This window comes from Bacillota bacterium, from assembly GCA_023511455.1.
In the GTDB taxonomy this organism is placed as follows: domain Bacteria; phylum Armatimonadota; class HRBIN16; order HRBIN16; family HRBIN16; genus HRBIN16.
Map to the genome: position 1 here is coordinate 17,877 of JAIMBJ010000019.1, position 14,366 is coordinate 32,242.

General features: G+C 58.3%; 14 protein-coding genes. 8 read left to right on the forward strand and 6 right to left on the reverse strand.

Going from position 1 to position 14,366, the window contains the following annotated elements; genetic code table 11:
• Positions 1-2: 2 nt before the first annotated feature.
• From K6U75_10880 to K6U75_10905, 6 genes are all read right to left on the reverse strand, one after another.
• Positions 3-494: a type II toxin-antitoxin system VapC family toxin gene (locus tag K6U75_10880; protein ID MCL6475541.1), complete on the reverse strand. Its 492-nt coding sequence runs from the start codon at positions 492-494 to the stop codon at positions 3-5.
• A complete protein-coding gene (locus K6U75_10885) occupies positions 491-694 on the reverse strand; it encodes a hypothetical protein (GenBank protein ID MCL6475542.1) in 204 nt (67 codons plus the stop codon). Before K6U75_10885 ends, K6U75_10880 begins: the two co-directional genes overlap by 4 nt.
• A gap of 62 nt (positions 695-756) precedes the next feature.
• On the reverse strand, positions 757-930 hold the full coding sequence (locus K6U75_10890) for a hypothetical protein (GenBank protein MCL6475543.1): 174 nt from the start codon (positions 928-930) through the stop codon (positions 757-759).
• A gap of 961 nt (positions 931-1,891) precedes the next feature.
• Positions 1,892-2,968 carry a tetratricopeptide repeat protein gene (locus K6U75_10895; GenBank protein ID MCL6475544.1) on the reverse strand — a complete coding sequence of 359 codons (1,077 nt, stop codon included), beginning with the start codon at positions 2,966-2,968 and terminating at the stop codon, positions 1,892-1,894.
• 626 nt (positions 2,969-3,594) lie between these two features.
• The gene (locus K6U75_10900) at positions 3,595-3,855 is read right to left on the reverse strand and encodes a hypothetical protein (protein MCL6475545.1); all 261 of its coding nucleotides are present in this window, start codon (positions 3,853-3,855) and stop codon (positions 3,595-3,597) included.
• 983 nt (positions 3,856-4,838) lie between these two features.
• Positions 4,839-7,730 carry a DUF6531 domain-containing protein gene (locus tag K6U75_10905; GenBank protein ID MCL6475546.1) on the reverse strand — a complete coding sequence of 964 codons (2,892 nt, stop codon included), beginning with the start codon at positions 7,728-7,730 and terminating at the stop codon, positions 4,839-4,841.
• Here K6U75_10905 and K6U75_10910 point away from each other — a divergent pair.
• From K6U75_10910 to K6U75_10945, 8 genes are all read left to right on the forward strand, one after another.
• Positions 7,671-7,883 carry a hypothetical protein gene (locus K6U75_10910; protein MCL6475547.1) on the forward strand — a complete coding sequence of 71 codons (213 nt, stop codon included), beginning with the start codon at positions 7,671-7,673 and terminating at the stop codon, positions 7,881-7,883. The two genes, K6U75_10905 and K6U75_10910, sit on opposite strands and share 60 nt — an antisense overlap.
• Positions 7,884-8,460: 577 nt before the next feature.
• On the forward strand, positions 8,461-9,360 hold the full coding sequence (locus K6U75_10915; GenBank protein MCL6475548.1) for a stage 0 sporulation family protein: 900 nt from the start codon (positions 8,461-8,463) through the stop codon (positions 9,358-9,360).
• A complete protein-coding gene (locus K6U75_10920; GenBank protein ID MCL6475549.1) occupies positions 9,347-9,589 on the forward strand; it encodes a zinc ribbon domain-containing protein in 243 nt (80 codons plus the stop codon). Before K6U75_10915 ends, K6U75_10920 begins: the two co-directional genes overlap by 14 nt.
• A 1-nt stretch (position 9,590) precedes the next feature.
• The gene (locus K6U75_10925) at positions 9,591-9,845 is read left to right on the forward strand and encodes a DUF2007 domain-containing protein (GenBank protein ID MCL6475550.1); all 255 of its coding nucleotides are present in this window, start codon (positions 9,591-9,593) and stop codon (positions 9,843-9,845) included.
• On the forward strand, positions 9,835-11,769 hold the full coding sequence (gene metG, locus K6U75_10930) for a methionine--tRNA ligase (protein MCL6475551.1): 1,935 nt from the start codon (positions 9,835-9,837) through the stop codon (positions 11,767-11,769). Before K6U75_10925 ends, metG begins: the two co-directional genes overlap by 11 nt.
• Before the next feature lies 1 nt (position 11,770).
• Positions 11,771-11,980 (forward strand): hypothetical protein, encoded by a 210-nt coding sequence (locus K6U75_10935; protein ID MCL6475552.1) that lies wholly within the window; start codon positions 11,771-11,773, stop codon positions 11,978-11,980.
• 2 nt (positions 11,981-11,982) lie between these two features.
• Positions 11,983-12,588, forward strand: a complete 606-nt coding sequence (locus K6U75_10940) for a molybdenum cofactor guanylyltransferase (GenBank protein MCL6475553.1) — start codon at positions 11,983-11,985, stop codon at positions 12,586-12,588.
• Between the two features lie 9 nt (positions 12,589-12,597).
• A complete protein-coding gene (locus tag K6U75_10945) occupies positions 12,598-14,331 on the forward strand; it encodes an Rne/Rng family ribonuclease (protein MCL6475554.1) in 1,734 nt (577 codons plus the stop codon).
• Positions 14,332-14,366 lie beyond the last annotated feature (35 nt).

A 14,366-nucleotide genomic window follows, 5' to 3' on the forward strand; every position in this document is an offset into this window, starting at 1 on the left:
GCTCAGGGTACGTAGCGAGTCAGCCCGGGAATGCGGTCAAAGTGGGCATCCCTGCTTGCTATATTCAGACATCCAAGTCGAACCATTACCGCATAATGCAAGGCATCACGCGGGCGTAATTGGTAACGCTCCATGCTGTCGGTCATCACCGACAGGTCATCTGCAACAACCTCAACCACGTAGAGGTTGGGTAAGCGAGTGAGTTCTTCCAACGCTGCGCGTACGGGTGGGACAATCTCCCGCAGCACGGTGACCTCCTGCTCGCGCAACACGTCAAGCGGGGAACCACCATACCGTTCCCGAACCAGTGCCAGTATCAGGCGATAGGCAAGTTCATCAAACGTAAGCACTGAAGTGTACGCCTGAATAGCCCCTGCCTCTACGCGCTCGAAGAAAAGCCTGACCTGCTCGTCGAACCCGCGCAGAAGGGCATAAGGCAACATCGTATCCAGATAGACACTATCTCCGGCAAAATCGCGAAGAAGCAGGTTCACAGAGCGAACCTCTTCCAGTCAGCATCGTCATCATACTCTTGCCACGAACCCGTGCCCAGCTTACCGAAAAGATCAGCCACCCGGCTCGCACGCAAGGGTGGTTCGGTGACCAATTGGGTACGCAGTTTCTGCAAGTTGCAGATAAGCGTATCGATTTGACGAAGCAGTTGTTCTCGTTCGTCTGGAGAGGTCCTTTGCATGTTTTCCGACCCCCAGCTCACAGGCATCATCACTTCATTATACCATGAGACGTTCCTTTGGTCTAAACCGCATCCCGGCTGATAAACCGCCCCACCTGCGGGTCGTAATAGCGTGCCCCGACGTGCAACAACCCCGCATCACCGTCATCGCGGTAGCCCCATGCCCCCGCAAAGCGATAGGGATTGGCATTGCTGCCCCACTGCGCCACCGTGTTGCCGAAGGCTTCGGTTGTCAACCTGCTGGTTATGTTCGTATAATTGGTTAACCGTCTCTAAATGACCTACAGTATGAGACCCGCAATACACAAGGCGAGGCCAATCGCAACCATCACTCCTCCGCCTATGCGAGCGTACTGGTAATTCAAACTATTCTGTAGTGCTCGCGCCCAGAGGCGATCAAGCTTCGTACGAAGCAGCCACCCTACGACAAACAACGCGGCGCTAAATGCGATGTAGGCAAGGGTAGACAGACGCCCTCTACTTAATGTCCACAGGATACCACCTGCGGCCGCTGACAACCACACAAGAGACAAACAGGACATCAGACGCTCACGGGTGGGCAAATCAGACAGCCACTCCAAGGAACGGTACTGAGGCGTCCCACGATACTCTGGTTCTTTGCTCAAAAGGGCGTCTACTCCCCCTACTATCAGTACGACGCCAGCGACCATGCACTCAACGTTCGGCATGTTGCATCACCCTACATCACCCAACCAAAGACGACGCTTACGCTAGGGCTGCCTATACCGACCTCCCTAAACGCACCGCCACCAGGGCTCCAGCCGCGTTGGAAACCAGGGGCGGGCAACCGGGGTAACCAAAATCGCTTGGGGATATAGCCCCCATATCCAATGAACGGTCCTGGTGCAATGTAGTCCCACGAGCTGTTGAACCCCCAGCCTAATCCTGGTGGCAAACCGAACCCAAAGAACAGGTAAGGATGGCAACCCAGTCTACCTCCTGGGTGGGTATTGCCGTATTGGAAGCCTCCACCAAAAGTGAAGGGAACCGGTATTGTATGAACAAGTACTATCGTTGTGAACGAGACGTTGATGTCAACATAAACCCTCCCACTTGGATCCACATAATTAACCGGCTCATGCTCGCAATAGAGATACGGATGCTCGGTCAGCACCGCATCCCACGAGAGGAATCGCCATAAACGCAGGGTCAGACCCCCGTGTCTGCCCCCACTATCTAAGTCAGATTTCCGACAGCAGTCATCAAGCGGTTGACAAACGGCACATAGTAGTACGCCGCAAACAACAGTGAAGGCACCCATAGCCGCCTCCACGTTTCATAAGTAGTGACGCAAGCAAGCACTATTATCGCCGATGACAACATGCTGGAGATGCTCATCGCTCCGCCCGCCGTCAGAAAGGTGAGAACAAGCAGAACAGTCCATCCCACAGCCACCGCGACACCGGGTAGTTCCATGTGGTGCAAACGTTCGCGTGCCTGAGTGTATACTGTGCCGATAAACCACCATGTAAAGATGGCTGCGGCGATGGGGATGCCTGCAGTCAGAAAAATCACCGACTGTACGGTAATGTGGCGCAGCACACGCGGAACATCCGTATGGACAACTACCATGTGAAGCCAGTAAGCTTGGTCCAGCAACATTCCTGCGTAAAGTGTAAGAGCAAGTGCTAACAACCAGCGAGGTGGTTGCCACATCGGGGTCGTGTCTCCCTGCACATACCTGCGCCGATAGAATGTTGCTATGGCTGCCAGTCCAAGCCAAAAGCCGGCTTCGGTAAGCAGTTGGTAGCTGTTCGTGTTTCCCTCTGCACTGGGGAGCGGCACTCCGAAAGTCAACCAGGCGAGCAGATAAGCCGCGACGACGTTCCACAGGTATAGCAATAGCATCGCGATTGCTTGTGGGAGCACCCAGACACCCACCCAGCGTCTAGCGAGCGCGGCAAAGCCAACCAGCACTAAGAAAGGCAGGAACACCTTGGCGAGCCATTCCACTATCTCCTTCTTTGGAAGTAGCTGCCAGGCTGCCAGATAGTCCCCTTTTCTCCATTGTACCTCTGCCAGTTTCTTGCGGACCTCACCGCGCCAAGCAGACGAGGAGGTTTGAGCCAGCATCTGACGAAAAACATCTTCCGCTTCGTCCAGTTGCTTCAGGTCTAATAGACAAGTGGCTTTGAACCACGATAGGCTCATGTCACCCGGATACTTCTGCAACGCCTGCTCGGTCTGTTTGAGAAGTTCCCGCACATGAGAAGGCTTGACACGTCCCAGTCGGTCGTTTCGCTCTTGAGACATCAAGCTCAATCGGTGCACCTCAGCGAAAGACGGAGGGACACCAGCTGCGACTTCCGTCTGGCAAGCGCCTTGCCTGTCGCACAACAGCCAGGTGATTACGAAAAATAGAAGAAACCTGCACATTTTCCATCCTCCGTCTCGTTTTGATGTAAGTGCAGGGTAGGTAGACCACCCTGCACGACGCAACTACCTCACACGACAGGTAAGAGGGCGGTATCCGGCACCGGTACCGCACTGCTCGGTTGGGATGGTTGGAATCCAGGGTTGGGCGCAGCTCCTGGATTTGTCGGGAAAGGATCCATGTTATCCGGAATGCCGTCGTTGTCGTCATCATAATCCACAATATTTGGATGGCGATCCCCGTCGCTATCGCGTCCTGGGTTTGTCGTCCCCGTTGCTGGGGGGGGACCTTGGGTAACACGCCCGCATCCAGGCAATATAAACACCAGCGCCGCAGCCGCTAACAACACCAGTATCCCAGCCCGCCCACTCGGATCCACGTAATTGACCGGGTCGTTCTCGCAATACAGATACGGATGCTCGCTCAGCACCGCATCCCGCGAGAGGAAAGGGTCATACTCTTATCAGCGTTTTGACACAGGAAGCCCACTTTGGTCCCGTGTCTTTCATATCCCCTTCGTACGCCTCCGCCACCACAACACTGTAGCCAGCAGAGCAAACGGAAAGACGGTGCGCTCCAAGAAGAACTTCAGTTCACCAGATAGCCACCCCAGCGTGACCGGCTGCCCTTCTGCTGTAGCCAATAGAGCGGAAGCGCCCGCAGCACACAACAGCAGAATGGCAAAAAAGGCAGCGAAGACCACTATGGTCTCACAGATTAGCCGCAGCAGGATACCGGGCTCTGATGGTGCACCAAGTAGCCTCATGGAATTTGCGCCTCCCGTCTGGAACATCCACTGGTGCCTGAGTCAGTCATTTGCACCACACAGGCGGATGATCGGCATACCAGCGGACCATGTCTCTATACTTTTGCTTGGCCCACTCCCACACGCGTACTTCATGCCCTTCCTCGTAACCGCCGCCGAAGAACCCTGCGATGGCGCCGGGGACCATCCACCGTAGCCCACCAGGGCTGCCGCCTATAGCTCCCATTAGTGCGCCTACGATAGCTTTACGCAGGCTAAACATCCCACTCGGATCCACATTATTAACCGGCTCATGCTCGCAATACAGATGCAGTTGTGGGTCACCGTCGGTTGCGACCGTACTTTAGTACGCCCCGCAAAATGACGATAGTTCCAACTAATCCAACGAATAGTCCGACCACTTCTGCCTCCTTCAGGGCGAATTTCCTTCCTGAGTATAAAAGACTCAAACCTGTAGCCCAAAGCAGAGTGGGAAGAAAAAGGACCGGTGAAGCCGATGCCCGGTTTGACGCGCTGACGTGAGCCAGCCGCCACCAAATAAGTTGGACGACAGCTGCAGCCCATACAACGCATGTGACAACTAGCCAAATGCCGTCTGACATTTCCACACGTCACCTCCTCGTCGCCTGCATTCCTCAACGTGGTCGCGCTGAGAAACCACTACTATGAATTCTCAAGATGCGGCTTTTGCCGCGTGTTTTACACGTACCCATAGACGTGTCCCACAGGCGAAGGCCTGTCCTTTCGGGCGTGGGCACGCAGTTGATATGAAATGAAACTGCCTCCGACGACAACACTCAAGACATACATAGGGTACCCTCACTTTGAGTCTTCTACTTTTGTTGCACTCCGTGCCATGGTTGGAGATTGCTTCGGTCGCGGCCAACACTAATGACACGAAGCATGTCTCATTTCGCTCTGCGCACACGAAGCAATCCCCAAGTTTCATTAACAGGCGTGATTCTGTACGCACTTGACCGAGCCTACATAGATAGAGTAGGCGTCGGAGCATACGGATTGAGTGGGTCGTGCCACGGCGGTAGCAGCCTGCCATCATCTTCCGAAGAACGTGGAGGCTGCGGGACAGGTGGAATGCTTGGTGGCGGAATGTATAAATGTTCCTCGTCTATAGGGAACAGCGCATCGGCAATAAGTTCGCCGAGGTGCAGTCCTAAACCAATACCCCCCACCAATGCACCCACAAAGGCTATCACACTTCCGGCTGGTGGGTTGACTATTGCTACTAGGCCACCGACGCTTGCGATAAGTCCCCCTGCAACCTCCAACCATTCATATGTCTTCCTTCCACTCGGATCAACCCTATTCACCGGCTCATGCTCGCAATACAGATACGGATGCTCAGAAAGCACCGCGTCCCGCGAGATGAACCGCCCTACCTGCGGGTCGTAGTAGCGCGCACCGACGTGCAACAACCCCGCATCGCCGTCGTCGCGGTAGCCCCACGCCCCCGCAAAGCGGTAGGGGTTAGCACTGCTGCCCCACTGCGCCACCGCGTTGCCGAAGGCTTCGGTTGTCAACGTGCTGGTCAAAGCCTGAAGGCTGTTCACCGTCGCCCGCGTGGTGCCTAACCCGTCTGGCAGCACCACCTCCCCGTTGCGGGCAACCAGCGCGTTGCCGTAACTGTAGACGGCAGTGACCGCGCTGCCCTGACGTTCCACTATTATCTTATCACCGTCATGCACCAGTTGACAAGGGGTGCCGTTCACCGTGCGCGAAACCCGACGTCCCAGCGCATCGTAGCTGAAGGTTACCACACTGCCTTTGCCGCTGATGCCCACCAGCTGACCGTCGTAGTCCCAGCTCAGCGTATAGCTCACCCCGTTCAGCACACGGGACACCTGCTCCCCGTTGGCGTTGTAGGTGTAACTGTTGTTGAAACCGCCACTCGTGGAGAGCAACTGGTCGTCGGCATTGTAACTGAAGGTGGTGGTCACTCCGTTCACCGTCTGGCTCAGACGGTTGCCCTCTGCGTCCAGGGTGTAACTGATGGAATAGGGTGCCGTGCCGGTGCGAACCTCGCCCACCAGACGGTGCGCACCGTCGTAGGTGTACGTAACGGTGGAATCATCCGCCTCCACCACCTGCGTGCGCAACCCGTCCGCGTTGTAACTGTAATTGTAGGAGGCTATCACGTTGTTGTCGCTGCGCCGATGCACGATGCTCGTCAACCGGTTCGCCACATCGTAACTCTTGCTGGTGGTGACCCCGTTCGGAGCGGTGATGCTCACCTCGTTGCCGTTGGCGTCGTAGGTATAACTGGTGGTGCCGGTCGGCTCCGTTACCGATGCCAGCTCGTTGCGCGCGGTGTAACTGTAGGTCACCGTGCGACCGCTCAGGTCACTCATGCTGCTGAGCAGTCCCCGCTTGCCGGACGCATCGTAACTGTAACTGACCTGAACCACCCCGTTCCACGACTCGCTGGTGAGGCGGTTGGTAGAGTCATAGGTGCGTGCCCAGGTGCCCGTGCTATCCGTCCAGCCCACCAGATTATCGTTGGCATCGTAACTGAAGGTCTTGACGCTGTTATCGGGGTAGGTTATCTGCACCAGGCGCATCCAGTTGTCCCGGCTGTAGGTGGTGGTCCGCCCCATGGCGTCGGTGCGGGCGGTCTGCAGTCCCAGCAGGTTGTAACTGTACTGGGTCACTTTGCCCAGCGGCGTGGTGACGCTGCTGAGGTTGCCGTGCGTGTCATAGCCATATTGCGTGGTGTGTCCGCCCGCATCCGTCTTGCTGGTAACCAGTCCGTAACTGTTCACAGTGTAACCGACGGTGCTGATGACCGCACCGTTGCTGTCCTTGTGTTGTGTCTGAATAAGGTTCCAGCCCGTAGCATCATAGGTGTTCACCGTCTGATGCCCCAGAGGGTCGGTAACAGTCAGCACGCGGTTGCGGGCGTTGTAGGTGAAGCTGCTGGTATTGCCCAGCGGGTCGGTCTGACTGAGCACATTACCCCGACTGTCGTAGGTGAAACTCCACACGTTACCCCGCCTGTCGGTCAGGGCAGTGAGGTTGTTGCTGGCATCCCAGCTGTAACTCTGGATGTATCCCAGCGCATCTTGCTCCGAGAGCAGTCGTCCGTTGCCATCGTAGGTGTGCACCGTGGTGTGCCCGTTGGGGTCGGTGACACCGGTCTGGTTGGTGCCATAGCTGAAGGTGATGGTGTTGCCCGCAGGGTCGTTCTGCGAAACCAGGCGGTTGGAGACATCATAACTGTATTGCCACACGTTACCCCGCCGGTCGGTCAAACTGGTGATGTTGTGGTTGGCGTTGTAGCCGAACTGCAGACGATAGGTGTTGCCGTTGAGGGTGGGAAAGTTCACCTGCGTCAAACGCCCGTAGGCGTCATAGGTGAACGTCCACTGCCGGTTGAGCGGGTCGGTGACCGCCGTCATCCTGCCCGACAGGTTGTAGGAGAAGTTCAGCTGGCGGTTGGTGGGGTCGCTCAGGCGGGTGAGGCGGTTGCTGCTATTGTAGGTGAGGGTGATGGTATTGCCGTTAGGGTCGGTGATGCTGGTGCAGAACCATCCCGTGCCGTTGGGATTAGTGAAACGGTAGCGTATCTGCTCTTTGGTGGTGAGGTCATAACTGCTGATGGGGCTGCCGTTGGCAACAAGGGTGTCGTAGATGCCTGCGGGAGGCAGGTAACTGCCATTGGGCTGACGGATGAAGGTGTAGCACTTGCCATCGCCCCAGTGCACGGTAACGTTTCCCGTCGGGCTGTCCACCAGCAGGTAGAGCAGATACGTGTGTGACCACTTCTGCCCCAACTCGCGGTTGATGGTGGCTTTACTGTTGTGGTAGAGAGTGAACTGCACGGGCATTCCGCCTCTGGCTTGCCAGCCGACAAGGGGCACAGTGGTCAGTTTGTTGCCGTGCAGGGTGTTGGTGTCGGCGAGCTGTGCCTGCCATCGGTAGGGGTTGCCGGTGTTGGTTTCATTGGGCAGGGGTTCGTCATCGCCGATGCCGATACCCGAGTTGGTTGTGCTGCCGCCAGATGGTGGCCGTAGGGCAGCAACGAGGATGGTCTGGTTTCACAGGTGGTGGAGCGTGGTTGCACAGGCAGTGGTCGTATTCGCGAGGATAATCCCCAGCGAGGCAGCTGCTGCGAGGACGTTACTAAGCGTGGTTACCCCCTCGCATTTGTAAGCAGGAATACAACAGAAAGAGCCAACGCGAGGGGTTTGGTCACAAAGCGTTTGCGAACACGGTTCATGATGGTTCCCCCTTCTTCATTTGGTTCTTTGGAGACAGTATATCACAGGGTCAGCGTGTTTGGCAAGGGATTTTGCGGGGATGTTCGAGAAAGATACCGTCCAGCATCTGGAAGTTACGGACAACCTGAAAAACAATCCTTCTTGGGAGGCTGGAAACCGGCATCAGCAGGTTTTGTTCCTGCGTTGCCCGCCACCTGTAATCGCCGGGTTACCTCGCGTAGCCGAACTCTTTCAGGGGGGCGTTAAGCCTATCGCAGTCTAAAACCTGCGGCTACAGGAAGGCAGACATTCGTTTGACCACCGTTTGCCTGCACCTGTTGATTATGTTAAAATGAAAATGCAAGCAGTCTTTACCATCACAGGGGGAACGATGCCCATTGCGGTTGGAATAGCTTTCAAGCGCGTGGCGCGCTCGTACTGGTTTGACCCGGCAGGGTACGAACTGAAGGAGTGGGATAAGGTCATCGTGGAGACCGCACGCGGTCAGGAGATGGGCACGGTGCGTATCCCTCCGCGCGAGGTCGTCGACGAGGATTTGCAGGCACCGCTGAAGCCCATCCTGCGCCCAGCCACCCCCGAAGACCTGGAACAGTACAGGCAAAACCTGTATATGGCAAAAGAGGCTTTCGGCATCTGCCGGGACAAGATAGCCAAACACGGCTTGCCGATGAAGCTGGTTCACTGTGAGTATGCCTTTGACCGCACGCAGCTCACCTTCTACTTCGTGGCGGAGAACCGTGTGGACTTTCGCGAGCTGGTGCGGGACCTCGCCGCCACTTTCCGCACGCGCATCCAGCTGCTGCAGATTGGTCCCCGCGACCAGGCGAAGATGATGGGCGGCATCGGTCCGTGTGGACTGACGCTGTGTTGCAGCACCTTCCTGAAGGAGTTCACACCCATCTCGATGAAGATGGCGAAGGACCAGAGCCTGTTCCTGAACCCGGTGAAGTTCTCGGGCGTGTGCGGCAAGCTGATGTGCTGCCTGCAATACGAGCATGACATGTATAAGGACGCCCGGTCGCGCTTGCCCCGAATCGGCGACACCGTGCAGACCCCGCGCGGAGAGGGGCGCGTGAGCGACCTGAACATCCTTAAGGAAGAGGTGATGGTGGAGTTTCCCGATGGGACAATCATCACTTATGCCGCATCGGAGTTACAGTGGGAGAAACAGGTGACCGGTTGCGCCTGCGCTGCTGGCGGTGCTGTCGAAGTGGTGGAAGAAGAGCCCATCGTCGACGAGGAGGTGCCGGATACCGATGCCTATCTATGAGTTTCGCTGCAAAGGGTGCGGTCAGAAGTTCGAGCAGAGGTTTTCCAGCACCGATGTCTCCGGGGTGACCTGTCCCCAGTGCGGGTCAACGGAAGTATCGCGCCTTATCTCGCTGTTTTTCTCGCCGAAGGTGAGCAAAGATATGGGTGTGATCGGATGCGACAGATGCACGGGAGGCAATCCGCCTCCGTTTTGCGAACCGGGGCGTTGTCCTTCCTGTGAGACGTGAGATGCGCCACAACTCTCGCCAGCAATGGGTGCTTTTGTACTCCACCCCGAACGTGATGGAGGGTAACATCATTGTAGACCTGCTGCGCAGCGCAGGGGTGAAGGTGTTTGTACGCACGCTGGGACACGTTTACGTCACATGGGGAATGGAAATCCTGGTACCGCAGGACCAACTGGAACAGGCTCAGCAGGTGTTAGCGGAAGCAAAAGAAGCACGCGAACCGGAAGAAGGAGATAATGGACATTATGGGGAGTGAAAAGGCGTACTATGTGACTACCCCGATTTATTACGTGAACAGTTCGCCACACATCGGCAGCACATTGACCACACTGGCAGCGGACGTGCTGGCGCGCTACCAGAAGATGCGCGGGCGCAGGGTGTGGCTCCTCACCGGCACCGACGAGAACGCCATCAAGGTGCACCGCGCCGCGCAGGAGCGGGGCGTGCCCACGCAGCAGTTCGTGGACGAGCTCGCCGCCGAGTTCCAGCAGGCATGGAAGGTGATGCACATCGAATACGATGACTTCATCCGCACCACCGAGCCACGCCATGTGCGCGTGGTGCAGGAGTTTTTCCGCCGGATGCGCGAAAAGGGCGATATCTACAAGGGCATCTACGAAGGCTGGTACTGCGTGTCGGATGAAACCTTCTTCGCCCCGTCTGATGTGGGCGAGGACAAACTGTGCCCCAACGCCGAGTGCCGTCGCCCTCTGCAGTGGGTGCAGGAAGAGGATTACTTCTTCCGCCTTTCCGCCTACGGGGACCGCTTGCTGCAATATATCGTAGAGCATCCCGACTGGCTGGAGCCGGAGTTTCGCAAGAACGAGGTCATCGCCTTCATCAAGCAGGGGCTGCGCGACCAGAGCGTCACCCGCGCCAACCCGGGCTGGGGCATCCCCGTGCCCGGCGAGCCGGATAAGGTCATCTACGTGTGGTTCGACGCGCTGATTAACTACGTCTCCGCCACCGGCTGGCCCGAAGATATGGAACGCTACCGGCAGCTCTGGCCCGCCGTGCACCTGATGGGCAAGGAGATTTTCGTGCGCTTCCACGCCACCCTCTGGCCTGCCATGCTGATGTCGCTGGGTCTGCCTGTGCCGGAGCGGATCTTCGGGCATGGCTGGTGGACCATCGGCGGCGAGAAGGGGAGCAAGTCCAAAGGCAACCTGCCCCACCCGGTGCAGCTGGCGAAGGATATCGCCGCGTGGTCGGGAGCGGATTTCGAACTCGCGGTGGACGCCGAGCGATACCTGTTGATTCGCGAGATGCAGTTCGGGCTGGACAGCGAGTTCTCGGAGGAATCCTTCCGCAAACGCTATAACAGCGACCTTGCCAACGACCTGGGCAACCTGCTCAATCGCACGCTGAACATGGTCTGGCGCTACGCGCAGGGACGGGTGCCCAAACCGCTCGAACACCACGCGGAACTGGCGCAGCTGGCGGCGGACATCGAGAGGGACATTGAGGAAGAGGTTTACCGCTTCCGTCTCAACGGCGTGCTGGAGCAAATCTGGCGGATGGTGTCGCGCCTGAACAAGTATCTGGATGAGCAGGCACCGTGGAGCCTTTACCGCAACGGCGAGACCGAGCGTGCGCAGGGCGTGCTGTATGATGTGCTGGAGGGAGTACGGCTGTGCGCCCTGTGGCTGGCACCCACCATGCCAGTGGCGACGGCACGCATCTGGCAACAGCTGGGCATCGATACGCCGGCGGTGCAGGCGAGCTGGCAGGCGGAAAGCGTGTGGGGGCGGTTGCAACCGGGCACGAGCGTGCAGCAGCCACAGCCCCTGTTCCCGCGCATTACGGATGAAGCGGTGACAGTGAAGATGGAAAAGGAGACCGACATGGAGCAGAGCAACCTGATTACCATTCAGGATTTTCAGAAGCTGGAAATCAAAATCGCCGAGGTGAAGTCGGCGGAACCCGTTCCGAACACGTCCAAACTGCTGAAACTCACCGTCGATATCGGCGGAGAGGAGCGCACGCTGGTGGCTGGTATCGCCGAGACCTACAGCCCACAGGATGTCATCGGCAGGCAGATTGTGGTGCTGACCAACCTGCAACCCGCCACCATTCGCGGCGTGCCATCGCAGGGCATGTTGCTGGCGGCGGAAGTGGACGGTAAAGCCATCCTGCTGACGCCTGACAAGCCTGTACCTGTTGGAAGCAAGGTGCGTTAACATGCAGCAGACGCCGAACTCTTTCATCGGCAGGCGCGTGCAGGTCTGGTCGCGTTCTGGCAGCGCTGAGCACAAGGACGAGGGCATTCTCCGCGCCATTGCCAACAACTGGGTCGCCATCGAGAACGACAAGGGCGAGTGGTTACTTTTCCCCGCGGTGGCGGTGCGGCTGGTGAAGGTGTTTCCAGAAACAGACTCCGCTTTGCGATAGGCGTGAACGCACCGGGAGCAGCAGCGATACTGGCAGGGGGCAGTAGCCGGCGGATGGGCACGCCCAAAGCGTTGCTACAATGGCAAGGGCGTCCGCTGTTGGAGTATGTGGCGACCCGTCTTCAGACCGCCTTCTCGCAGGTAGTGGTGATTGGCGGAGAGGCGGCGTGGGTCACCGCGCCCGGCGTGGAGTGGGTACCGGATGAACAACCGGGCGCAGGTGTAGCCGCAGCCATACTGACTGCCCTGCACCATCTGCAGCAACCGTGCTTCGTATGCGCCTGCGATATGCCCTTCGTGCATGTGGAGTTCGGCAGGTGGTTAGTGGAGAACGCGGCGGGCGCCGCGGTACATGTGCCGCGCTGGCTGGGGCAGGCGCAACCTCTGCACGCGGCGTGGCTTCCCGAGGCGGCACCCTTCTTAGAGTCGAGCCTGCGGGAGGGGGAGTACGCCATGTGGCGCGTCCTGCAGCAAATGGAGAAGGCGGGTATACTGCAGTGGGCACAGGAAGAGGTCATACGCCGCTTCGATGCCGACGGGCAGTGCTTCGTCAACCTGAACACCCCGCAAGAGTGGCAACGGTGGAAAACAGCCTCGGAAAGGAGGTGAGGCAGGCAGATGAAAAAGGAAATCATCGTGAACGTGGGCAGCCGTGAGACGCGCATTGCCGTGCTGGAAGACGACCGTCTCATGGAGCTGCATGTGGAGCGCGAAGAGCGCATCGTGGGCAGTATCTACAAGTCGCGTGTGGCAAACGTGCTGCCCGGCATGGATGCGGCTTTTGTGGATATCGGGCTCGAGCGCAATGCGTTTCTGTATGTGGGCGATATCCTGCCCGAAAGCGGCGAAGAAACCCCTGCCCCCGCGTCGATGCGTCGTTCCGCCCTGCGCAACCGCAACATCAAGGAGATCCTGCGCGTGGGACAGGAGATACTGGTGCAGGTCACCAAAGGACCGCGCGGCACGAAGGGTTGCCGCGTCTCCACACGGATTACCCTGCCTGGCAGGTACGTGGTGCTGACGCCGGAAGGCGAGCATCTGGGCGTCTCTCGCAAAATCACCGACCCCAAAGAGCGCGAGCGACTGAAACGGCTGGGGCGCGAACTGCGCCCGGAGGGCTTCGGGCTGATTATCCGCACCGAAGCGGAAGACAAGAGTGAAGAGCAACTGCTGCAGGATATCGAGTGGCTGCTGGAGCAGTGGAGCAAGATTCAGGAGACCGCCCGCAAGGCGAAAGCGCCCGCGCTGATTCACAAAGACTACTCGCTGCTGTTCAAGACGGTACGCGACATCTTCAGCTCGGACACAACCCGTATGGTGATTGACGACCCGGAGGAGTTCCAGAAGGCAGTGGAGCTCGCCGGTCGCTTTGCGCCCAAACTCAAGTCTCGCATCGAATTGTACGACAAGGACGAGCCTATCTTCGACCACTTCCGCATCGAGCAGGAGATAGACCGCCTCATGAAGCGGCAGGTGTACCTGAAGTCGGGCGGTTACCTGACGATAGACGAAACCGAAGCGCTGACCACCATCGATGTGAACACGGGCAAGTTTACGGGCAGCACCAGTCTGGCAGACACCATCGTGCGTACGAACATCGAAGCCGCCGAGGAAGTAGCACGGCAACTGCGTTTGCGCGATTTGGGCGGGATTATCGTCATCGACTTCATCGACATGAGCAACGCGCATGACCGCCAGCAGGTGATGCGCACCCTGGAACGCGCCTTGAAACGCGACCGCGCCCGCACCAAAATCAGCCACATCAGCCCGCTGGGGCTGGTGCAGATGACGCGCAAGCGAACGGGCGAGTCGGTGGTGGAGCTTCTGATGGAGCCGTGTCCCTACTGTGGTGGGCGGGGGCGTATCATCGCTCCCGAATCGGTCAGTCTGGACATCGAGCGAGACCTCACCCGCCGCGCCACCGCCGAGCACGCCGAAGCCTACCTCGTTATCGCGCACCCGAAGGTGGCGGAGCTGATTATCGGTCCCGAGGGCGAAAACGTGGATGAACTGGAACACGCCCTGCATTGCGCTATCTATGTGCGCAGCGACCCGGAAAGACACGTGGAGAGCTACGATATCCGACCGGGCACGATGGCAGACTTCGACCGTTCCTGGCTGGGCTTCCGACGCGCGCAGGTGGTAGAGTGTCTGGTGGAACCGTCCTCGCTGGCTGCGGACGGCAACCTGAAATTCATCGGCTGGACGGACGGCTTCCTGCTGGACCTCACGGACGGCGCAGAATACGCGGGGCAACGGGTGAAAGCGCGCCTGCTGGACGTTCGTCGCTCCTTTGCCTTTGCGGAAATCATCCCCTCGGCGCGCCCGCTGGAGCGTAACGAGATACCGTAGCACAGGTGGAGGGCGAACCTCCCAGTGAGCCGAAT